The 23,215-nt window shown below is 53.2% G+C and carries 16 protein-coding genes; 6 read left to right on the top strand and 10 right to left on the bottom strand.

The annotated features are described in order from the left end of the window. Window positions 1-181: 181 nt before the first annotated feature. The 4 genes from carA (at window position 182) to kefC (ending at window position 7,134) form a co-directional block, all read left to right on the top strand. The gene (gene carA / locus J1784_RS26095; protein WP_217151588.1) at window positions 182-1,354 is read left to right on the top strand and encodes a glutamine-hydrolyzing carbamoyl-phosphate synthase small subunit; all 1,173 of its coding nucleotides are present in this window, start codon (window positions 182-184) and stop codon (window positions 1,352-1,354) included. A 17-nt stretch (window positions 1,355-1,371) separates the two neighbouring features. Continuing rightward, window positions 1,372-4,596, top strand: a complete 3,225-nt coding sequence (gene carB / locus J1784_RS26090; RefSeq protein WP_217151587.1) for a carbamoyl-phosphate synthase large subunit — start codon at window positions 1,372-1,374, stop codon at window positions 4,594-4,596. Between the two features lie 137 nt (window positions 4,597-4,733). Beyond that, complete coding sequence (kefF, locus tag J1784_RS26085) at window positions 4,734-5,288, top strand: glutathione-regulated potassium-efflux system oxidoreductase KefF (protein ID WP_217151586.1); 555 nt, start codon at window positions 4,734-4,736, stop codon at window positions 5,286-5,288. Further along, the gene (gene kefC / locus J1784_RS26080; RefSeq protein WP_217151585.1) at window positions 5,281-7,134 is read left to right on the top strand and encodes a glutathione-regulated potassium-efflux system protein KefC; all 1,854 of its coding nucleotides are present in this window, start codon (window positions 5,281-5,283) and stop codon (window positions 7,132-7,134) included. Before kefF ends, kefC begins: the two co-directional genes overlap by 8 nt. Before the next feature lie 64 nt (window positions 7,135-7,198). Here the strand turns inward: kefC and J1784_RS26075 are convergent, their stop codons facing one another. Further along, window positions 7,199-7,813 (bottom strand): LysE family translocator, encoded by a 615-nt coding sequence (locus J1784_RS26075; protein ID WP_217151584.1) that lies wholly within the window; start codon window positions 7,811-7,813, stop codon window positions 7,199-7,201. 411 nt (window positions 7,814-8,224) lie between these two features. Between J1784_RS26075 and folA the strand changes: the two genes are divergently transcribed. Then, entirely contained in the window at window positions 8,225-8,710 is a 486-nt protein-coding gene (gene folA / locus J1784_RS26070) for a type 3 dihydrofolate reductase (RefSeq protein ID WP_013577047.1), read from the top strand. Window positions 8,711-8,802: 92 nt separating this feature from the next. Here folA and apaH read toward each other — a convergent pair whose 3' ends face one another. From apaH to lptD, 6 genes are all read right to left on the bottom strand, one after another. After that, window positions 8,803-9,657: a bis(5'-nucleosyl)-tetraphosphatase (symmetrical) ApaH gene (gene apaH / locus J1784_RS26065; RefSeq protein ID WP_217151583.1), complete on the bottom strand. Its 855-nt coding sequence runs from the start codon at window positions 9,655-9,657 to the stop codon at window positions 8,803-8,805. 5 nt (window positions 9,658-9,662) lie between these two features. After that, complete coding sequence (gene apaG / locus J1784_RS26060; protein ID WP_112286979.1) at window positions 9,663-10,040, bottom strand: Co2+/Mg2+ efflux protein ApaG; 378 nt, start codon at window positions 10,038-10,040, stop codon at window positions 9,663-9,665. A gap of 4 nt (window positions 10,041-10,044) precedes the next feature. Further along, on the bottom strand, window positions 10,045-10,872 hold the full coding sequence (rsmA, locus tag J1784_RS26055; protein ID WP_217151582.1) for a 16S rRNA (adenine(1518)-N(6)/adenine(1519)-N(6))-dimethyltransferase RsmA: 828 nt from the start codon (window positions 10,870-10,872) through the stop codon (window positions 10,045-10,047). Window positions 10,873-10,877: 5 nt separating this feature from the next. After that, window positions 10,878-11,885 (bottom strand): 4-hydroxythreonine-4-phosphate dehydrogenase PdxA, encoded by a 1,008-nt coding sequence (gene pdxA / locus J1784_RS26050; protein ID WP_217151581.1) that lies wholly within the window; start codon window positions 11,883-11,885, stop codon window positions 10,878-10,880. After that, entirely contained in the window at window positions 11,875-13,170 is a 1,296-nt protein-coding gene (gene surA / locus J1784_RS26045; protein WP_217151580.1) for a peptidylprolyl isomerase SurA, read from the bottom strand. The genes pdxA and surA overlap by 11 nt, the downstream gene beginning before the upstream one ends. 125 nt (window positions 13,171-13,295) lie before the next feature. Further along, window positions 13,296-15,674: an LPS assembly protein LptD gene (lptD, locus tag J1784_RS26040; protein WP_217151579.1), complete on the bottom strand. Its 2,379-nt coding sequence runs from the start codon at window positions 15,672-15,674 to the stop codon at window positions 13,296-13,298. Window positions 15,675-15,855: 181 nt separating this feature from the next. Between lptD and djlA the strand changes: the two genes are divergently transcribed. Beyond that, window positions 15,856-16,677 carry a co-chaperone DjlA gene (djlA, locus tag J1784_RS26035; RefSeq protein ID WP_217151578.1) on the top strand — a complete coding sequence of 274 codons (822 nt, stop codon included), beginning with the start codon at window positions 15,856-15,858 and terminating at the stop codon, window positions 16,675-16,677. Between the two features lie 88 nt (window positions 16,678-16,765). On the opposite strand, the gene rluA is transcribed toward djlA, so the two are convergent. The 3 genes from rluA to J1784_RS26020 form a co-directional block, all read right to left on the bottom strand. Next, window positions 16,766-17,467, bottom strand: coding sequence for a bifunctional tRNA pseudouridine(32) synthase/23S rRNA pseudouridine(746) synthase RluA (gene rluA, locus J1784_RS26030; RefSeq protein WP_217151577.1), 702 nt, complete (start codon window positions 17,465-17,467; stop codon window positions 16,766-16,768). Window positions 17,468-17,533: 66 nt separating this feature from the next. Beyond that, complete coding sequence (rapA, locus tag J1784_RS26025) at window positions 17,534-20,431, bottom strand: RNA polymerase-associated protein RapA (RefSeq protein ID WP_217151576.1); 2,898 nt, start codon at window positions 20,429-20,431, stop codon at window positions 17,534-17,536. 209 nt (window positions 20,432-20,640) lie between these two features. Continuing rightward, window positions 20,641-23,046, bottom strand: a complete 2,406-nt coding sequence (locus J1784_RS26020) for a DNA polymerase II (RefSeq protein ID WP_217151646.1) — start codon at window positions 23,044-23,046, stop codon at window positions 20,641-20,643. Window positions 23,047-23,215: the final 169 nt, after the last annotated feature.

Below are 23,215 nucleotides of genomic sequence, written 5' to 3'. Positions count from 1 at the left end.
TCTCTGAGTTGTGCGAAAAGGATAGAAATATTGGTGCTTTTGGTAGACAAATGGAACTGCCATCATTAGAATGCGCGCAATTTGCCAAAAATTGGCTTTGGGAGCGATTTTTGCATTGATTTAGATCTGGTTATCTGAATTAATATGCAGATATTGTGATTTATTATTCTTGGAGGATGCTTTGATAAAGTCAGCGCTATTGGTTCTGGAAGACGGAACCCAATTCCACGGTCGGGCCATCGGGGCAGAAGGGTCGGCAGTGGGGGAAGTGGTCTTCAATACGTCGATGACCGGTTATCAAGAAATCCTCACTGATCCTTCCTATTCCCGCCAGATTGTCACTCTCACTTATCCCCATATCGGTAATGTCGGCACCAACGCCGCTGATGCAGAATCCTCCGCAGTACACGCTCAAGGCCTGGTCATTCGCGATTTACCTCTGATTGCCAGCAACTACCGTAGTGAAGAAAACCTCTCTGATTACCTCAAGCGCAACAACATCGTTGCCATCGCCGATATTGATACCCGCAAGCTGACCCGTCTGTTACGTGAAAAAGGCGCGCAGAACGGGTGCATCATCGCGGGCGATTCACCGGATGCGGAACTGGCACTGCAAAAAGCCAAAGCCTTCCCGGGGCTGAAAGGGATGGATCTGGCAAAAGAAGTCACGACCACAGAGTCCTATAGCTGGCAGCAAGGTAGCTGGACGCTCGAAGGCGAGCTACCGGAAGCCAAGAAATCTGAAGAGTTGCCATTTCACGTGGTGGCTTACGACTACGGCGCGAAACGCAATATCCTGCGCATGCTGGTAGATCGCGGCTGCCGTCTGACGGTAGTTCCGGCTCAAACGCCGGCAGAAGAAGTCCTGAAAATGAATCCGGACGGCATCTTCCTCTCCAACGGCCCGGGTGACCCGGAGCCTTGCGATTATGCTATCGCGGCCATTAAAACTTTCCTCGAAACCGATATTCCGGTGTTCGGCATTTGTCTCGGCCATCAGTTACTGGCTCTGGCCAGCGGCGCGAAGACAGTCAAAATGAAGCTCGGCCACCACGGTGGTAACCACCCGGTAAAAGATATCGATAAAGATATCGTAATGATCACCGCGCAGAACCATGGTTTTGCGGTTGATGAAACCGGTCTGCCGGCTAACCTGCGTGTGACTCACAAATCACTGTTCGACCACACGGTGCAGGGGATTCATCGCACAGATAAAGCGGCGTTCAGCTTCCAGGGCCATCCGGAAGCGAGCCCTGGCCCGCACGATGCGGCTCCGCTGTTCGACCACTTCATTGAACTGATTGAAGCTTTTCGCGCAACAAATAAAAACGACGCCACTCTTATAGGCAAATAAATCAGGAGCAAGAAAAAATGCCAAAACGTACAGACATAAAAAGCATCCTGATCCTGGGCGCGGGCCCGATTGTCATCGGCCAGGCTTGTGAATTTGACTACTCGGGGGCGCAGGCGTGTAAGGCGCTGCGTGAAGAGGGTTACCGCGTCATTCTGGTGAACTCCAACCCGGCGACCATCATGACCGACCCGGAAATGGCTGATGCAACTTATATCGAGCCAATCCATTGGGAAGTGGTACGCAAGATTATCGAAAAAGAGCGTCCGGACGCCGTGCTGCCAACGATGGGCGGCCAGACCGCACTGAACTGTGCGCTGGAACTGGAACGTCAGGGCGTGCTGGAAGAATTCGGCGTGACCATGATTGGCGCGACCGCTGATGCGATTGATAAAGCCGAAGACCGTCGCCGTTTCGACGTAGCGATGAAGAAAATCGGCCTGGACACCGCACGTTCCGGTATCGCGCACACTATGGAAGAAGCGCTGGCGGTTGCCGCTGACGTCGGTTTCCCGTGCATCATTCGTCCATCATTCACCATGGGCGGCACCGGTGGCGGTATCGCGTATAACCGTGAAGAGTTCGAAGAGATTTGCGAACGCGGTCTGGATCTTTCCCCAACCAAAGAGCTGCTGATTGATGAGTCGCTGATTGGCTGGAAAGAGTACGAGATGGAAGTAGTGCGTGATAAAAACGACAACTGCATCATCGTCTGCTCTATCGAAAACTTCGATGCGATGGGCATTCACACCGGTGACTCCATCACCGTAGCGCCTGCTCAGACGCTGACCGACAAAGAATACCAAATCATGCGTAACGCCTCGATGGCGGTACTGCGTGAAATCGGCGTAGAAACCGGTGGTTCAAACGTCCAGTTCTCGGTAAACCCGAAAAATGGCCGTCTGATTGTTATCGAAATGAACCCGCGTGTATCACGATCTTCCGCTCTGGCCTCTAAAGCGACCGGTTTCCCGATTGCTAAAGTCGCGGCGAAACTGGCGGTGGGTTACACCCTCGATGAGCTGATGAACGATATCACCGGAGGTAAAACTCCGGCGTCATTCGAACCTTCTATCGACTACGTTGTGACCAAGATCCCCCGCTTTAACTTCGAGAAATTTGCCGGTGCCAACGACCGTCTGACGACACAGATGAAATCTGTCGGTGAAGTGATGGCGATTGGCCGCACTCAGCAGGAATCTCTGCAAAAAGCATTACGCGGTCTGGAAGTTGGCGCCAGCGGCTTTGACCCTAAAGTGAGCCTGGACGACCCGGAAGCGCTGACCAAAATCCGTCGCGAACTGAAAGAAGCCGGTGCCGAGCGAATCTGGTACATCGCCGATGCTTTCCGTGCCGGCATGTCCGTTGACGGCATCTTCAACCTGACCAACGTGGACCGCTGGTTCCTGGTGCAGATTGAAGAGCTGGTCAAACTGGAAAATGAAGTGGCTGAAGGCGGCTTCAATATTCTGACCCACGACTACCTGCGCATGCTCAAGCGCAAAGGTTTTGCGGACCTGCGCCTGGCGAAACTGGTTGGCGTTTCAGAAAGCGAAGTGCGCAAACTGCGTCACAAATACAATCTGCATCCGGTCTACAAACGTGTCGATACCTGTGCGGCGGAATTCTCTACCGATACCGCGTACATGTACTCCACGTATGAAGAAGAGTGCGAATCTAACCCGACCAATGACAAGCCGAAAATCATGGTGCTGGGTGGCGGTCCAAACCGTATTGGGCAGGGTATCGAGTTCGACTATTGCTGCGTACACGCCTCACTGGCGCTGCGCGAAGACGGTTACGAAACCATCATGGTTAACTGTAACCCGGAAACCGTATCTACCGATTACGATACTTCCGACCGTCTGTACTTCGAATCCGTCACACTGGAAGACGTGCTGGAAATCGTGCGTATCGAACAGCCGAAAGGCGTGATTGTTCAGTACGGCGGCCAGACTCCGCTGAAATTAGCGCGTGAACTGGAAGCCGCTGGCGTGCCAATTATCGGCACCAGCCCGGACGCCATTGACCGTGCCGAAGACCGCGAACGTTTCCAGCAGGCGGTTCACCGTCTGGGCCTGAAACAACCGGCTAACGCCACGGTAGCGACTATTGAACAGGCTGTCGAAAAAGCGGCCGGTATCGGTTATCCGCTGGTGGTGCGCCCGTCGTATGTACTGGGCGGCCGTGCTATGGAAATCGTCTACGACGAAATCGACCTGCGCCGTTACTTCCAGAATGCCGTCAGCGTTTCCAACGATGCGCCGGTGCTGCTGGATCGCTTCCTGGATGATGCGGTGGAAGTTGACGTCGATGCCATCTGCGACGGCGAGCGCGTGCTGATTGGCGGCATTATGGAGCATATCGAACAGGCGGGCGTTCACTCTGGTGATTCTGCATGTTCACTGCCGTGCTACACGCTGAGCCAGGAAATTCAGGATGTTATGCGCCAGCAGGTTGAGAAACTGGCTTTCGAGCTGAGCGTTCGCGGTCTGATGAACGTCCAGTTCGCGGTGAAGAACAACGAAGTTTACCTGATTGAAGTTAACCCGCGTGCTGCACGTACCGTACCGTTTGTGTCCAAAGCGACCGGTGTACCGCTGGCGAAAGTCGCCGCGCGTGTGATGGCAGGTCAGACTCTGGCAGAGCAGGGCGTGACCGAAGAAGTTATCCCACCTTACTACTCCGTAAAAGAAGTGGTGCTGCCGTTTAACAAATTCCCTGGTGTTGACCCGATTTTGGGGCCGGAAATGCGTTCTACCGGTGAAGTCATGGGTGTTGGCCGCACCTTCGCTGAAGCCTTTGCCAAAGCACAGCTGGGCAGTAACTCAGGCATGAAGAAAGCCGGTCGCGCACTGTTGTCTGTCCGCGAAGGCGACAAAGGCCGCGTGGTGGATTTAGCCGCGAAACTGCTCAAACGTGGTTTCGAGCTGGATGCAACTCACGGTACGGCAGTGGTACTTGGCGAAGCCGGGATTAACCCGCGTCTGGTCAACAAGGTGCATGAAGGCCGTCCGCATATTCAGGACCGTATCAAGAACGGCGAATATGTGTATATCGTGAATACCACGGCGGGCCGTCAGGCGATTGAAGACTCCAAGCTTATCCGTCGCAGCGCACTGCAATACAAAGTGCATTACGACACCACGCTGAACGGTGGTTTCGCCACCGCGATGGCGCTGTCTTCAGACCCGACTGAGCAGGTGATTTCAGTGCAGGAAATGCACGCGGAAATCAAAGGCTAATGGCATAATTGACGGGTTATATACAGTCGGCGAAAGGCGTGGCGAAAGCTGCGCCTTTTCTTTTTATACGCCCGGCTTTTACCAGAAAGCCCAAAATTGCGTATGCTGAAGTAAAGCTAATAAGACAAGAGACCTGCATGATTTTAATAATTTACGCCCATCCTTATCCGCGCCATTCGCGGGCCAACCAGGGATTGCTCTCGGCGGTCAGCGATTTGCCCAACGTGGAAGTGCGTTCGCTGTATGACCTTTACCCTGATTTTAATATTGATATTGCCGCTGAACAGAAAGCGGTTGAACGTGCGGATCTGGTGGTATTTCAGCATCCTATCCAATGGTACAGCCTGCCGCCGTTGATGAAACTGTGGATCGACAAAGTGCTCGAACACGGTTGGGCTTACGGTCACGAAGGTAATGCGCTGAATGGCAAGCATTGCCTGTGGGCAGTGACGACCGGCGGCAACGAACATCACTTTGAACTGGGCGATCATCCTGATTTTGATGTGCTGGCGCAGCCGTTGCAGGCGACTGCTATCTATTGTGGTATGCACTGGCTGCCGTATTTTGCCGTTCATAATACCTTCATTTGTGACGAAGTGGCGCTGAAAGCGGCGGGCGAAGAATATCGTCGTCGTCTGACTGCCTGTCTGAGCCTGAAAGAAGGCTGCCCGCCGGAGGTGGATTTTGGATAACCATAACCTGATGATTGAAGGGCTGATTTATCTCGGCTCGGCGGCATTGTTCGTGCCAATTGCGGTAAGACTGGGGCTGGGATCGGTGCTCGGTTATCTGATTGCCGGCTGCATTATCGGTCCGTGGGGGCTGAAACTGGTTTCTGATGCGGAGTCTATTCTGACCTTTGCAGAAATCGGTGTGGTACTGATGCTGTTTGTCATCGGGCTGGAGCTGGATCCAAAACGGCTGTGGACGATGCGTGCCTCGGTGTTTGGCGGTGGCAGCATTCAGATGGTCGGCTGCGGCGTTGTGCTCAGCGCCTTTTGTTATTTCCTCGGCCTCGACTGGAAAATCGCTTTGCTGATCGGCCTGACGCTGGCGTTGTCCTCAACGGCGATTGCCATGCAGGCGATGAGTGAACGCAGCCTGACAGCCTCACCGATCGGGCGCAGTTCATTTGCCGTATTGCTGTTCCAGGATATCGCGGCGATCCCGCTGGTGGCGATGATCCCGTTGCTGGCGAGCACCGGTGAAGCGACCACGCTGATGAGTTTTGGCCTGTCGGCGGCAAAAGTAGCGGGTGCGCTGGTGCTGGTTATTCTGCTCGGACGCTATGTCACCCGGCCTTTGCTGCACTTTGTGGCGCGTTCCGGGATGCGTGAAGTATTCAGTGCCGTTGCGCTCTTTCTGGTATTCGGTTTCGGTATTTTGCTGGAAATGGCCGGGATGTCGATGGCGATGGGCGCGTTTCTGGCTGGCGTATTGCTGGCGAGTTCTGAATACCGTCACGCGCTGGAAAGTGATATTCAGCCGTTCAAAGGGCTGCTCCTCGGCCTGTTCTTTATCGGCGTTGGCATGTCTATCGACTTCGGTACGCTGGTCCATCAGCCGCTTTTGATCGCCACTTTACTGGTCGGATTTATGGCGCTGAAAGCTGCGTTACTGTGGCTGATTTCCCCCTGGTTGGGTGTGCCGAAAAAACAGCGTGGTCTGTTTGCTATTTTAGTCGGGCAGGGCAGTGAATTTGCCTTCGTAATTTTCAGTACGGCGCAAATGGCGGGTGTGTTACCGGTGGAATGGTCGAAGGCGCTAACGCTGGCGGTAGCACTTTCCATGGCGGTGACGCCGTTGCTGCTGGTGCTGTCCGCGAGGCTTGAACGCAATGCGCCAAAAGATGACCGTCCGCAGGACACCATCGATGAAGAAAATGCGCAGGTCATTATTGCCGGTTTCGGTCGTTTTGGTCAGATTGCCGGTCGTCTGTTACTGGCCAACAACGTTCATACCGTGGTTTTAGATCACGATCCGGATCATATCGAAACGCTGCGCAAGTTCGGTACCAAAGTGTTTTACGGCGATGCCACTCGCGTTGATTTGCTGGAATCGGCCGGCGCAGCGCAGGCCAAAGTGCTGATTAACGCCATTGATGATGTGGAAGCTAACCTTCAGCTGACGGCGCTGGCGAAAGAGCATTTCCCTAACCTGAAAGTGATCGCCCGTGCCCGTGACGTTGACCACTGGTATCAGCTGCGTCAGTTAGGTGTGGAAGCGCCGGAACGTGAACTGTTTGAGGGATCTTTACGTGTCGGTCGTGATGTGCTGGAAGCGCTGGGGCTGGATGCCTATGAAGCCCGCGAGAAAGCCGATTTGTTCCGGCGCTATAACCTGAAAATGCTGGAAGCGACTATCGAGAATTACGAAGATACCGAATTCCGCATCGCCAGTATGCAGCGTGCGAAAGATATGCTGACGGCAGCGATTGAGCAGGATCAGGTGCGTCTGGCTTCCGGTCAGCAGCAGGGCTGGCGAGGCAGTATTGACGGAAAAGCCCCGGAGAACGAGGTGATTGAAGCGAAGGGGTAAACAGACTCAAAACTGAAAACCGGTGCCTGATGCACCGGTTTTTTCTTTCTGAACTTCGCTCAACTTAGCTCAGCGCGACTTTAATACCCAGACCAATCAGCACACCACCCAGCAGCTTATCGATAATTTTCTGCGCTTTTGCCAGACCACGACGCACCGGCGGGCTTTGGATCAGTAACGCCAGTGACGGCCACCAAATTGCAGACAGGCCGACAATTATCGAGGCATACCACAGCTTTTCACCGACAGTGGAATTGATCTGTAAGACCTGCGTGAACATCGCCAGGAAGAACAGCGTCGCCTTAGGATTAAGCAGATTACACAGATAGCCCTGCACAAAAGCCGTGCGCAATTTCACCTGTTGCGGTTCCAGACCATCGAGATTCATCTTGCTGTTGCTGCGTGAGAACAGTGCCTGAATGCCCACCCAGATCAGATAAGCTGCACCGACGTATTTCAGCAAATCGAATAACCACGGCGTCGTGGTGATGACTACCGCCAGACCGGCTACGCAATAAGACATATGCGTGATCACACCGCAAATGACACCCAGTGACGTCATGAGTGCTGCAATGCGCGGATAGCGGGCTGCATTTTTGATGACCAGAAAGAAATCAGGGCCGGGAGAAAGCATGCCGAGGAAGGCGATACTGGCAACAAAAAGGGTGGTTTCAAGCATGAAGATAACCGTCGTCAATGATCAGAACAAAAGAAGGCGGCATGATACGCCAATCCCCGGTAAGTTAAATCACTCTTATTGCTTTTTTTGCAGGCGGCTATAATGATCTTTCCCGTGCTGTACCGTAAACGCCCCGGTGTGTAAGGGTTGTTGTACAACGCGGATGAACAACGCAAACCGCAGATGCAGGGCTCAGCATTTTCGACTGAATTGCCCCGAAACCTGCCTGTTTTTGACCGCCCTTTACCGTCTGAGCTGGCACTTTTAACGGGGAATATCCCGGCAGAGTTAAAGCTTCCTTATATCTTTGTAAAGCGCTGGTCTTCCTATCGACGGCTGATAGGGCTTTCCGTATAGTGGCAGCTCTTTTTTCGGGTCACGCTCCAATTCTTTTTTACACAGGGCTTCACAATGATTATTAGCCTGATCGCCGCACTGGCGACCGATCGCGTTATTGGCATGGAAAACGCTATGCCTTGGCATTTACCCGGTGATCTGGCCTGGTTCAAGCGTAATACGCTTAACAAACCTGTCATCATGGGACGCAAGACGTTTGAGTCAATCGGACGCCCTTTGCCTGGCCGGCTGAATATTGTCATCAGCTCTAAACCAGGTGAACACGAAGGCGTGACCTGGGTAACGTCCGTTGACGCTGCTCTGGCTGCGGCCGGTGATGTGGAAGAAGTAATGGTGATGGGCGGAGGCCGCGTTTACGAGCAACTTCTGCCAAAAGCTAACCGTTTATATCTCACTCACATTGATGCAGAAGTGGAAGGCGACACGCATTTCCCTGATTACGAGCCGGATGACTGGGAAAGCACGTTCAGCGAATTCCATGATGCGGATGAGCAGAACTCCCACGGTTATTGCTTCGAAATTCTCGATCGCCGCGCCTGATCCGCAGGTAGCATGACAGCGGGTAGTCAGCAGTAAAAGTAAAAGGCACCCTTCGCAGGTGCCTTTTTGCTATCTGATTGCCTGCGATTGAGTTAAATCGCTTTGGGGATCTCAGAATGTTCTTTTTCACTGTGACGGTTTGACGGCTGCGTGAAGTAAGTTTTATCTTCCCAGCGCAACATTGTCAGATCCCCTCCCCAGCAACAGCCGGTATCGAGTGCGTAAATACCTTCCGGTGCGCCTTTTCCTTCCAGCGATGCCCAGTGACCAAACGCAATGCTGTAACCTGCTTCCTGTACCGGACCCGGAATATCAAACCAGGGTTTGAGCGGTTTTGGTGCGCTTTCCGGCACATCTTTGCAGATCATATCCAGCTGGCCGTTAGGGAAACAGTAGCGCATGCGTGTAAAGGCGTTGGTGCTGAAACGCAGGCGTGCCAGGCCGGAAAGCTCCGGATGCCAGTTGTTTGGCATATCGCCATACATCGCATCCAGAAACAGCGGATAGGTATCACTGCTCAGCACGGATTCCACTTCACGTGCACACATCTGCGCCGTTTCGAGATCCCACTGCGGCGTGATCCCGGCGTGCGCCATGACCAGCTTCAGCTCTTCATCTACCTGCAACACCGGCTGGCGTCGCAGCCAGTTAATCAGCTCATCCGCGTCTTCGGCTTCAAGCAAAGGCGTAATACGATCTTTCGGTTTGTTAAAACTGATCCCCGCGTACACCGCCAGCAGATGCAAATCATGATTACCCAGCACCATGCGAACCGAATCGCCCAAACCACTGACAAAACGCAGCACTTCAAGTGAGGACGGACCGCGTGCGACCAGATCACCGGTCAACCACAGGACATCATTTTGCGGATTAAAATCCACCTGCGCCAATAGCGCCTTGAGTTCATCGATGCAGCCGTGAACATCACCAATAAGATATGTCGACATGAGGATTAATTTATCAGCGTAGGGATGGCGAGGCGGAAGACCGGAACTGGCACACGGAAGGCTTCACCGTCTTGTGCGACCATTTCATAATGGCCTTCCATCGTGCCCAGCGGCGTTTCTAAAATCGCGCCGCTGGTATAGTGAAATTCGTTGCCCGGCAGGATTAGCGGCTGTTCACCGATAACCCCTTCGCCCTGGACTTCTGTCTGGCGGCCGTTACTGTTGGTAATCAGCCAGTAACGGCGAAGCAGTTGCACATTAAAACGCCCCAGATTGCGGATGGTGATGGTGTAAGCGAAGACAAAACGTTCTTCTTCCGGTATCGACTGCGACTCAACGTAGATACTTTGCACCTGAACACAAACGCGGGGCGAATTAAGCATAACGCTACTCCTGAGGTTCCGGGGTTTTAGGTCGTGTGGACAACCAGTTAGCCAGTTTACAGAATTGCTCTACAGAAATATTTTCAGCACGCATGCTGAGATCTAAGCCCAGTTCGGTCATTTGCTCTGGTGTGAACAGGTGGCCGAGGCTGTTACGCACTGTTTTGCGACGCTGATTGAATGCGTCGGTGGTCAGGCGGCTCAGGATGCGAATATCCGGTACCGGATACGGGATCACTTCATGCGGCACTAAACGTACCACAGCGGATTCGACTTTAGGTGCCGGCGTGAAGGATTCAGGTGGCACTTCCAGAACCGGGATCACGTTGCAATAATATTGCGCCATCACCGTTAAACGACCATACGCCTTGCTGTTCGGGCCTGCAACCAGACGGTTTACCACTTCCTTCTGCAACATAAAATGCATGTCTTTGATGGCATTGGTATAGGTGAACAAATGGAACATCAGCGGCGTAGAAATGTTGTACGGCAGATTACCAAAAACGCGCAGTGGCTGACCGAGTTCTTCAGACAGTTCGCCGAAATTGATTTTCATCGCGTCAGACTGAATGACACGTAATTTGCCCTGATACTTAGGGTTATTTTCCAGACGCGTTGCCAGATCACGGTCGAGTTCGATAACCGTCATGCTGTCCAGGCGTGAAGCGACAGGCTCAGTTAATGCCGCCAGACCCGGACCGATTTCAACGACAGCCTCGCCCGGCATAGGGTGAATGGCCGATACGATGCTATCGATAACAAACTGATCGGTTAAGAAGTTTTGCCCAAAACGTTTACGGGCAAAGTGACCTTGGTGGACTCTACTATTCATTGTTGTTATTTATCGTTGCTGTTATTTGCCATGTGAATGGCGAGATTTATTGCTGTCTTGAAACTGCCCGCATCGGCGGTGCCGGTGGCGGCGAGTTCAAGGGCGGTACCGTGATCAACGGAAGTCCGGATAAAAGGCAGGCCGAGTGTGATATTCACTGCGCGACCGAATCCCTGATATTTTAGCACCGGAAGGCCCTGATCGTGATACATCGATAAAACAGCATCGGCATGTTGCAGATATTTAGGCTGGAATAACGTATCAGCGGGCAGCGGGCCGATGAGATTCATCCCTTGCTGGCGCAGTTCGTCCAGTGCTGGAATGATTATGTCGATCTCTTCGTGCCCCATGTGGCCACCTTCGCCGGCATGTGGATTCAGACCACACACATAAATTTGCGGCTCGGTAATACCAAATTTGGTTTTCAGATCATGATGCAAAATGGTGATGACTTCATGCAGGCATTCGCGGGTAATCGCACCCGGCACTGCCAGTAAAGGCAGGTGCGTGGTCGCCAGTGCCACGCGCAATTCTTCCGTCGCCAGCATCATCACAACGCGGTTGCAATGGCTGCGGTCGGCGAAGAATTCGGTATGACCGATGAAGGGGATACCAGCGTCGTTGATAATACTTTTCTGAACCGGGCCGGTGATCAGTGCTGAGAATTCACCGTTGATGGCACCGTCGCAGGCTCGCGCCAGCGTTTCTACCACGTAGGGCGCATTGGCGACATCCAGTTTACCGGCGGTTACAGGCACGGCGAGTTTAACCGGTAAAATGGTCAGTGTGCCTGCCGCCTGAGGCTCCGGAGGACGACCTTGCTGATAATCGCGCAACTGAATGCTCAGACCCAGTTTCTCTGCTCGTTCAAGCAGCAGGGCCGGATCGGCGCATACCACTAACTCAACAGGCCATGCCTGCTGAGCCAGAGCGAGTACCAGATCCGGCCCAACCCCGGCTGGCTCGCCGGGGGTGATGACCACAGACTTTGTCACGGAAGTATTATTTTCCATTACCATCCATAATTTTCACATACGCTTCAGCACGTTGTTCCTGCATCCACGTCTGAGCTTCTTCCGCAAATTTGCGGTTGAACAGCATGCGGTAAGCACGTTCTTTTTGCGCCGCATCTGTTTTATCGACCTGGCGGGTGTCGATCAATTGGATCAGGTGCCAGCCGAACGAAGAGTGAACCGGTGCGCTCATTTCGCCTTTTTTCAGGTTCATCAGTGCATCACGGAACGCCGGATCGTACATGTCTGGTGAAGCCCAGCCTAAATCGCCGCCCTGATTGGCAGAGCCCGGATCCTGAGAAAGCTGTTTCGCCTCATCAGCGAAGGTCGCTTTGCCGCTCTTAATATCCGCAGCCACTTGTTCCAGTTTTGCACGCGCCTGCGCATCGGTCATTACCACTGAAGGTTTCAGCAGGATGTGACGGGCGTGAACTTCGGTAACGGAAACGGTTTTGTTATCGCCACGGATATCGTTCACTTTCAGGATATGGAAGCCAACGCCTGAACGGATCGGGCCGATAACCTGACCTTTCTGAGCGGTACTTAACGCCTGTGCAAACAGAGAAGGCAGTTCCTGCAATTTGCCCCAGCCCATGTTGCCGCCTTTCAGCGCCTGGGAGTCAGCAGAATAGGTGATTGCCAGTTTGCCGAAATCCGCACCATTATTCAGGTCAGAAACGATTTTCTTCGCCAGCTGCTCAGCAGAATCCACCTGATCCTGAGACGGGTTTTCCGGCAATGGTAACAGGATATGGCTGAGGTTGAATTCAGCACCGCTGCCGTTTTGCGCAGCTACCTGTTTGGACAGCTGATCCACTTCCTGAGGCAGGATAGTGACGCGACGACGTACTTCGCTGTTACGCACTTCGCTGATGATCATTTCTTTGCGGATCTGGGCACGGTAGGTGTTGTAGTTCATACCGTCATACGCCAGGCGGCTGCGAAGCTGATCAACTGAAATGTTGTTCTGCTGAGCGATACTGGCGATAGCTTTATCCACATCCTGATCGTTTGGCGTGATCCCCATACGGGTCGCCATCTGTAATTGGATCTGATCCATGATCAGGCGATCGAGGATCTGGTGACGCAACGTTGCATCATCTGGCAACTGTTGTTTCGCCTGCTGGGCCTGCTGTTTGACGGAGTTAAACAGACTATCTACGTCACTTTGCAATACGACGCCGTTGTTCACGACGGCAGCAACTTTATCAACTTCCTGAGGGGCAGCAAACGCAGTGCTGGCACAAAGCGTCACGCCGAGGAGAAGTGTTCTCCAGTTCTTCATACTTTTTCCATTTGTCTAATCCGCAAGCGCGGGTTTCAATTTCACTGAGTTCGTAGTGTCTTCACTAAATCAGCCCCGTCCGAACGAAACTGGCTGCGGACGGGAACTCAAAAGTGTCGTCGGGCTTAGAAAGCTCGCTGATATGGCAGTATGCCGCTGGCCAACATTTCTTTTGTTCCGAGGGTTTGATTGTTACCGAGGCCCCTAAGTTCAATATTGAAACCAATCTTATTATCATACTTACTTTCGGACTTGGTCGTGTCGTAGTTGGTGATCTTACGTTCGTAGCCAACATTGACTGCCCAGCAGCAGGTATTGTATTGCAGGCCGATTAATTGGTCAGCGCTCTGCTGTGCTTTGGTATCGTAATAATACGCACCAACGATGGACCAGCGGTCGGCAATCGGCCAGCTGGCGATACCGCCGACCTGCGAAATACCGTCCTGATACCCCGGGTTAGTCACCTGAGGTAACGTAGCCTGAATATATTCCGGGCTGGCATAACGGTAGCTCAACTGAATCATTCTTTCCGAGTCAGCGCGATACTCAAGCACCGCATCGCCAAGGGCCAGCGCATCCAGACGGGTGTCATATTGCACACCGCCGCGAACGCCCCAGAAGTTATTGATTTTGTAATAAGTGTCACCCGCCCAAACCAGGCTACCGGTGTCATCACTTTTATCCAGCACGCTGTTCTGATCGCCCGTACGTGGTGGCTGGAAGTAATAAATCTGTCCGGCAGAAGCGTTGAAGCGTTCTTCCAGATTTTCGTCGTAAATACGGGTGGTTAAACCGCTCGCTACCTGATTCGCCGAGGCAATGCGGTCAAGGCCACTGTAGCTCTTATCACGGAACAGACCAGTGTAGTCGGACTGCAGCAACGTGGAGTCATAGGTATTGATCGAGCTTTGGTTACGGTACGGAATGTACAGGTATTGCACTCGCGGCTCGAGGGTCTGGGTGTAATCACTGTCCCAGTCCATCGTGCGGTCAAACACCATTTTGCCGTCGGTCTTAAACTCAGGCATCACGCGGTTCACGGAAGAACGCAGCTTGGTGTCCGGGTTCGCATCATAATACGCATCCGGAATATCCTGCTGATAGTGGGTTGCCATCAGCTTGATTTCGTTATCCAGACTGCCCCAGCCATTACTGAGCGGCAGGCTGAGCGTCGGTTCGAAGTGCGTACGTACTGCTTCCGGGTTATCCGGGTTCACGCTGGTGAACTTCACCGCCTGACCGTACAGGTGCAGGTCGAACGGGCCAAAATCGTTTTTATAGTAGTTAATATCCAGCTGTGGCTGGGCACGGTAAGCATTCTGGTTACCGTAATCAGTAAAGACCTGGAACTGTTTACTGGCCAGCGTCACGTCCCAGTTTTCGTTGGCGTAACCTACGCTGAATTTCTGCGTGGAATAACCATCGGTACTGGAACCGTATTTTGAATCGAAATCGGTGAAGTAGTAAGGGTCACTGACCTTGGTGTAATCGACGTTGAAACGCCACACCTGATCGTAAACACCAGAATGACGCCAGTAGTACATCCAGCGTTTGGTGGTGTTATCGCTGGTACGGCCTTCATCTTTCAGGAACTGATCGTCGATTTTCTTATCATTGCCCAGATAATCGAACTCCATCAGGCCAGCACCGGCGACGGTCAGGTAACGGAATTCGTTCTGCAGCTGCAGACCACGCGTACTCATGTAGTTTGGTGTGATCGTGGCATCGTAGTTTGGCGCAATGTTCCAGTAATAAGGAACCGTCAGGCCTAAACCATTGTTGGTGCTGTATTTGGCGTTAGGGATAAGGAAACCGGAACGGCGCTTATTCCCAATCGGTAATTGCATGTACGGGCTGTAGAACACCGGAACAGGACCGATATGGAAACGTGCATTCCAGATTTCAGCCACTTCTTCCTGGCGGTCCTGAATCACTTCTGAACCGACGACGCTCCAGCTGTTATCACCTGGCAGACAGGTCGTAAACGTGCCGTTATCCATGATGGTGTAGCGGTTGTTGTCACGCTGCTTCATCTTATCAGCCTGGCCACGACCCTGACGGCCCACCATCTGATAATCACCATCCTGAACATCAGTGTCTTTCGTGGTCAGGTTTGCAAAGCCTTTCGGGCCATTCAGCTTGATTTGGTTATCGTTATAACGCACGTTCCCGGTCGCAGTGGCGGTGCGGGTTGGCGCTGGCTGATTAGGATTCGCGATTTGATTGAGCTGAACCTGATCAGCGTCCAGCGTGCTGTTACCCTGAACAACGTTAACGTTGCCGCTAAACAACGCGCTGTCGGGATAATTACCTGTCGCCTTATCGGCATTAATGGTCACAGGCAGTGAATTAGGATCACCCTGCACCAAAGGTTTGTCATAGGTCGGAACGCCGAGCATACATTGTTCTGCGAGATCGGCCATTGCGCCGTGACTGTACAATACTGACCAGATTGTGGCGGCCAGCATTGTCGGTAAGCGTGTTTTCAGACGTCTGTTTTTCATACGTAAAATGGTGTTCCGTCATCAGAGGCATCATGCCGGCAAACGGTCAGAGACTATCTCACTCATCATGGTTGCGCTAGTGTTAAATCCCACCTGTTACGTTGCCGCCGTTAGGCACAACGATAAATGCCGGTTATGATAAAGCAATTTTTAAGCGACGGCATGGCGAATTGAGGAGTATATGCAGTATTGGGGAAAACTGCTCGGACTTATCCTTGGCTTATGGTCAGGTTTAGGCTTCTGGGGAATTGTTGCAGGGTTGCTGATCGGGCATATGTTTGATACCGCGCGTTCCGCGAAACGTCGGGGTTATTTTGCCGATCAGCAGACACGTCAAACCATCTTTTTCCGCACCACGTTTGAAGTGATGGGGAATCTGACTAAATCAAAAGGCAGAGTTACCGAAGCAGATATTCAAATCGCCAGTCTTTACATGGAACGTATGCAACTGCATGGCGAGCAACGCGAAGCCGCGCAGCGCGCCTTTCGTGACGGCAAAGAAGCCAATTATCCTTTGCGGGAAAAAATGCGCGAACTGCGCAGTGCATGTTTTGGTCGTTTTGACCTGATACGGACTTTTCTGGAAATTCAGATCCAGGCCGCGTACGCCGACGGTTCATTGCATCCTAATGAACGCGAAGTGCTGTACGTGATTGCCGAAGAACTCGGGATTTCACGGATGCAGTTCGATCAGTTCCTGCGCATGATGGAAGGCGGCCAGCAGTTTGGCGGCCATCAGCAGGGCGGGCGTTCCTATGGCGGCGGTTATCACCAGACCCAGCAAGGCCCGACGCTGGCGGATGCCTGCAAAGTGCTGGGCGTTAACGCCACTGACGACGCGACGACCATCAAGCGTGCGTACCGTAAACTGATGGGCGAGCACCATCCGGATAAACTTGTCGCCAAAGGTTTGCCGCCGGAAATGATGGAAATGGCCAAGGAGAAAGCGCAGGCAATTCAGGCTGCGTATGATCTGATTAAGCGAGAGAAAGGCTTCAAGTAAGCCGCTGCGGTCTGAAGAAACAATTTTAATAAACGAAAGGCGCTGAATTCAGCGCCTTTTTTCTTGTTCATTTATACCCTGACATCCGTCAGAAATCCGGTTCGCAGTTAAACACCAGCGGCGCATCGGTTATCGGATGGTAAAACGACAGCTCCTGCGCATGCAGTTGCAGACGTTCCGCAGCGGCGAGCGCCTGTGGATGGGCATAAAACTTATCACCCAGAATCGGATGACCCAGCGCCAGAAGATGTACGCGCAGCTGGTGTGAACGTCCGGTGATAGGGCGCAGTTTCACCCGCGTGGTGCCGTCTTCATCCCAGGACATCACTTCATACTGCGTCAGCGCTTTCTTGCCGGTCTCATGGCAGACTTTCTGTTTCGGCCGGTTGGGATAATCGCAAATCAGCGGCAAATCGATAATGCCGTAATCTTCTTCAACCCGTCCCCAGACCCGCGCGATGTACACTTTCTTGGTTTCGCGCTCGCGGAACTGACGTTTCAGTTCGCGCTCTGCGTCCTTAGTCAGCGCCACCACGATCACGCCGCTGGTCGACATATCCAGACGATGGACCGATTCGGCTTCCGGGAATTCCTGCTGAATACGTGTCATCAGGCTGTCCTGATGCTCGGCTAATTTACCTGGCACTGAAAGCAGTCCGCTCGGCTTATTCACCACCATGATGTGTTCATCCTGAAAAATCACCTGTAACCAGGGATCGGTCGGCGGATTGTAATTCTCCAGCGGCCGGGTTTTGGAAGGCTCAGGGATGTTCGGTTGATGTTCGCTCATAGCGGTTTCAGTCTGTGTCCGGTTTTAAAAGAAGAAGGGATGCAGACTGTCTGCATCCCGTCGGGCTTACTGGTGGCTGACCACCACAAGGCGAATAGCATCCAGACGCCAGCTGGCATCGTTCAGATTCGCCAGCACCTGCTTGCGGTTAGAGTCTACCGATTCCAGTTCGTCATCACGAATGTTCGGGTTCACTTCCTTCAGCGCTTTCAGGCGATCCAGTTCCTGGGTCAGTTGCTCGTCGGCTTCAACCTTCGCCGCTTCAATCAGCGCACGTGCCTGTTCAGCGATTTTCGCTTCTGCCTGTTGCAGCATGGCGTGAACATCCTGCTGAACCGCATTTACCAGCTTGCTGGAGTTATGACGGTTGATGGCGTTCAGCTGGCGGTTAAAGCTTTCGAATTCTACCTGAGCAGCCAGGTTGGTGCCTTTGCGATCCATCAACATACGCACCGGTGTCGGTGGCAGGAAACGGGTCAGCTGCAGGTGTTTCGGCGCCTGACATTCCACCACGTAAACCAGTTCAGCCAGCAGGGTACCGACCGGCAGCGCTTTGTTTTTCAGGATCGAAACCGCACAACTGCCGGTATCGCCGGAAAGGATCAAGTCCAGACCATTACGCACGATCGGGTGTTCCCAGCTGATGAACTGCGCATCTTCACGAGACAGCGCCTGTTCACGGTCGAACGTCACGGTACAGCCGTCTTCCGGCAGCCCCGGGAAATCCGGCACCAGCATATGATCTGAAGGCGTCAGCACGATCAGATTATCGCTGCGATCGTCCTGATTGATGCCGACGATGTCGAACAGGTTCAGCGCAAAATTCACCAGATTAACGTCGTTATCCTGTTCGCCAATCTCTTTCGCCAGTTGCTGCGCACGTTCGCCGCCGTTGGAATGCATCTCCAGCAGACGGTCGCGGCCATTTTCCAGCTTTTCTTTCAGCGCGTCATGTTCTGAGCGGCATTCGAGAATGAATTCGTCCAGACCGGCCTGCTCGGCAGGAGTGGCCAGGAAGGCAATCAATTGTCCGTAAGCGCTGTCATAAATGGTACGGCCGGTCGGACAGGTATGTTCGAACGCGTCCAGACCTTCATGAAACCAGCGCACGAGCACCGACTGCGCGGTCTGCTCGAGGTAAGGCACCATGATGTCGATATTATTTTGCTGACCGATACGATCCAGACGCCCGATACGCTGTTCCAGCAGATCCGGGTTAAACGGCAGATCGAACATCACCATTTTGCTGGCGAACTGGAAGTTACGGCCTTCGGAGCCGATTTCAGAACACAGCAGAACCTGCGCGCCTTCTTCCTGTGATGCAAAGTAAGCGGCAGCGCGGTCACGTTCAATGATCGACAAACCTTCGTGGAACACGGCGGCACGGATCGCTTCGCGCTCACGCAGAACCTGCTCCAGCTGTAAGGCGGTGGCGGCTTTGGCGCAGATCACCAGCACTTTCTCGTCGCGGTTGGCGGTCAGATAACCGAGCAGCCATTCGACGCGCGGATCAAAGTTCCACCAGGTGGCGTTCTCGCCTTCGAATTCCTGATAAATTTGCTCCGGATACAGCATGTCGTGCGCACGGGCTTCAGCGGTTTTCTTCGCGCCCATAATGCCCGAAACTTTAATCGCAGTCTGATACTGCGTCGGCAGCGGCAGTTTCACCGCATGCAGATGACGCTCAGGGAAACCTTTCACACCGTTACGGGTGTTACGGAACAACACGCGGCTGGTGCCGTGGCGGTCCATCAGCATGGAAACCAGCTGTTTCGCCGCCGCTTCATCACCTTTATTGGCGGCGGTCAGCAGAGCATCGGTATCGGCGTTGCCAACACTTTCACCCAGCAGAGCCAGTGCTTCAGGCGTCAGCGGCTCTTTGTTCAGTAACAGCGTGACGGCATCAGCCACTGGCTGATATTGCTGCTGTTCTTCGATAAATTCTTCGTAATCGTGGAAACGATCCGGATCCAGCAGGCGCAGCCTCGCAAAGTGGCTTTCCTGACCGAGTTGTTCCGGCGTTGCCGTCAGTAACAGGACGCTTGGGATCTGCTGGGAAAGCTGCTCGATAACCTGATATTCACGGCTCGGCGCATCTTCGCTCCACACCAGATGGTGGGCTTCATCGACCACCAGCATGTCCCATGCCGCATCAGACAGTTGCTCAAGACGGGATTTATTGCGGCGCACGAAGTCCAGAGAACAGATCACCAGCTGTTCAGTTTCAAACGGATTGGTCGCTTCATGTACGGATTCGGCGTAGCGGTCATCATCAAACAGAGAGAAGCGCAGGTTGAAACGGCGCAGCATTTCCACCAGCCACTGGTGTTGCAGGGTTTCAGGCACCACGATCAGCACACGCTCGGCACGGCCAGACAGAAGTTGCTGATGAATAATCATCCCCGCTTCGATGGTTTTACCCAGACCGACTTCATCGGCCAGTAAAACGCGCGGAGCATGACGCTGACCGACTTCGTAAGCGATGTGCAACTGGTGCGGGATCAGGCTGGCGCGCATACCGCGCAGGCCACCGAATTCCAGACGGAACTGTTCGCGCTGATATTTACGGGCACGGAAACGCAGTGCGAAGCGATCCATACGATCAATCTGACCGGCAAACAGACGGTCCTGCGGCTTACTGAATGTCAGCTTGCTGTCGAGGAGCACTTCACGCATCGCAACGCCGGTTTCTTCTGTGTCCAGACGGGTGCCGATGTAGGTTAACAGGCCTTTGTCTTCAACGACTTCTTCAACCTGCAACTGCCAGCCTTCGTGACAGCTGATGGTGTCACCGGGATTGAACATCACGCGGGTGATCGGGGAATCATTTCGGGCATACAAACGGTTTTCACCGGTGGCGGGGAAAAGCAGAGTAACCATGCGCACGTCCAGTGCAACTACGGTCCCTAATCCTAATTCGCTTTCCGTATCGCTTATCCAGCGTTGACCCAATGTAAACGGCATAATCTCTCTCTGTGTTGTTTGCTCTGTATACGACGACTGCGCAATGCGTGTTCAGCCCGCGAACTTTCTCGGGCAATAGTTTTCTTTCCCCGCCAGATGGCGCGGAATAGTTCGCTGTGTGAGGATGTTTCAGAAATGGGAAAGGGCGCTATGGTAAAGGAAGGTAAGCCTTTCGTCACCTGCGAATCAAAGAGCAATCCTTTTTTTGCTCAGAATAATCCCATCTGACCTGTAATCAGTGTAGCAAAGTCGTCGTGCAGGAAAGGCAAAATACCGTCAGCAACCGGCTCCAGCTGACGTTCGATGTAATGATCGTAATCAACAGGAGACTGGCGGTTTTCCAGCGGTTCAGGCCCGGAAGTGGTCATAACGTAACTTATCCAGCCACCGTTCTGATACTGTTTTGCGCGACCGTGCAGAACATTATACTCATCTGCCAGCCTCGCAGCGCGAACATGTGGCGGGACGTTTTTTTCGTAATCACTCAGTTTGCGACGAAGGCGTTTTCGGTACACCAGCTTGTCATCAAATTCGCCATCGAGCGTGCGCGCCACGTAATCGCGAACGTAATCCTGATACGGCTGGCGGTGGAAAATGCGCTGATACAGCTCCTGCTGAAACTCCTGCGCCAGTTTCGTCCAGTCGGTGCGCACGGTTTCCAGCCCTTTATAAACGATGTGCTCGCCATCGGCGTCGTTCACCAGACCGGCATACCGTTTTTTGCTGCCGGTTTCCGAGCCACGAATGGTCGGCATCAGAAAGCGCTGATAGTGCGTTTCAAATTCCAGCTCCAGCGCGCTTTCCAGCCCGTATTCCTGATGCAGATGCGCTTTCCACCAGGCATTCACCTTTTCCACCAGATGACGGCCAATGACATTCGCATCTTCCTGTGAATGGGCTTTATTGAGCCAGACGAACGTGGAATCGGTATCGCCGTAAATCACCTGATAGCCTTCTGCTTCAATCAGCTCGCGGGTCTGGCGCATGATGTCGTGTCCGCGAAGCGTAATAGAAGACGCCAGACGCGGATCAAAGAACCGGCAGCCGCTGGAGCCGAGCACGCCATAAAAGGCGTTCATGATGATTTTCAGCGCCTGCGAGAGCGGTTTATTTTTTTGTTTTTTAGCTTCCTCGCGGCCCATCCAGATCTGGCGGACAATTTCCGGTAAGCAATGTTTATCCCGCGAGAAGCGGGCGTTGCGGTAACCCGGCACTGAATGTTCGTCGTCCGGTTGTTGCAGTCCGGCGACCAGCCCGACCGGGTCAATCAGAAAGGTGCGGATAATCGACGGGTACAGACTTTTGTAATCGAGTACCAGTACGGAATCATACAAACCGGGGCGCGAATCCATCACAAAACCGCCGGGACTCATTTCGCCCTCTAATTCGCCCAGATTCGGCGCGACGTAACCGGCGCGGTGCATGCGGGGTAGATAAAGGTGGGTGAATGCCGCCACGGAACCGCCGCTGCGATCAACCGCCAGACCGGTCACCGAGGCGCGTTCCAGCAAAAAGGGCATCAGCTCGGTTTTGGCAAAAATCCGCGTCACCAGCTCGCAGTCTTTCAGGTTATAGCGCGCCAGCATCGGTTTATCTTCACGAAAACGCTGCTCGATTTCGGCCAGCCGCTGATAAGGATTGTCGCTGGCTTTGCCTTCGCCTAATAAACTTTGCGAGACGAATTCCAGACTGAACGAGTTGAAGTTCCAGAATGCGGATTTCAGTGCTTCAATTCCGTCAATGATCAGGCGACCGGCGGCAGCTGCGAAAAAGTGTCCCTGTTTAAACCCATGCTCACGCCATTCAAGCTCGCCGCCGCCGCGTCCGAATTTCAGCGGGATTTTGTAGCGGTCTGCGTGTTTTTGTAAAACCCGCAGGTCAAACTGCACCACGCTCCAGCCGATGATGGCGTCGGGATCGTAAGTCTCCAGCCACTCATTGAGTTTTTCCAGTAACTGCGGGCGGCTGTCGACGTAAACCAGATTGAAATCGAACTGTGCATCAGGCGCACCGTTTGGCGGTCCAAGCATATAAACGTGGCGCTGCCCGCAGCCTTCCAGCCCGATGCAGTACAACTCGCCATTTCCGCTGGTTTCGATATCCAGTGAACACAGTTTCAACGGCGGACGATAGTCTTCAGCTGGTTTCATTTTGGTGTCGAGCAGCAACTTGTCTGAAGCGGGTTTACCGCTAAACCACACCGGCGCGGTGATATAGCGCTCCATCAGAAAACGCTCCGGCGGGCGGATATCCGCTTCGAAAACATTAACGCCGTTTTCTTTCAGCAGTTTTTCTATCCGCATCAACTGCAGGTGTTGAGGGCAGTACAGCCCAAGAACAGCGCGGGAATGGAAATCCTGCAACGGCAGCGGGCGCAGGCTGACATTTTTTTCATCGGCGAGAATTCGCTCCGCCATTGCACGCTGTTCGGCGGGAATAAACGCCACCGATTCCTGCAAGGGCAGACGCACTTTTTGCGGGCCGTCGTCCGTTGCCAGCCATAAATCCACCTCCGTACCCCGTGGCGTGTCGCGCCAGTGGCGGGTCAGCACAAATCCCTGACGCGGCGCGGTGTCAGTGGTTCGGGCAGGTGAGGGTACGGAATTTGCGTTAATAAGCGCCTCGGAACAGGTGAAATAAAAGATCAAAAGCAAAGACAGAGTATGGTTATTTATACAGTCTTTGTCTACGTCTCAGGTTTCTGCCAAATACGCATACAATTACACGGTTGACTGCAATAGTTCATGCGCTGACAATTCAGCAGCTTGATGTATTTACTACAAT

The sequence above is a fragment of the Rahnella ecdela genome (genome assembly GCF_019049625.1).
Classification (GTDB): domain Bacteria; phylum Pseudomonadota; class Gammaproteobacteria; order Enterobacterales; family Enterobacteriaceae; genus Rahnella; species Rahnella ecdela.
This window is presented reverse-complemented; position numbering and strand designations above follow the sequence as displayed.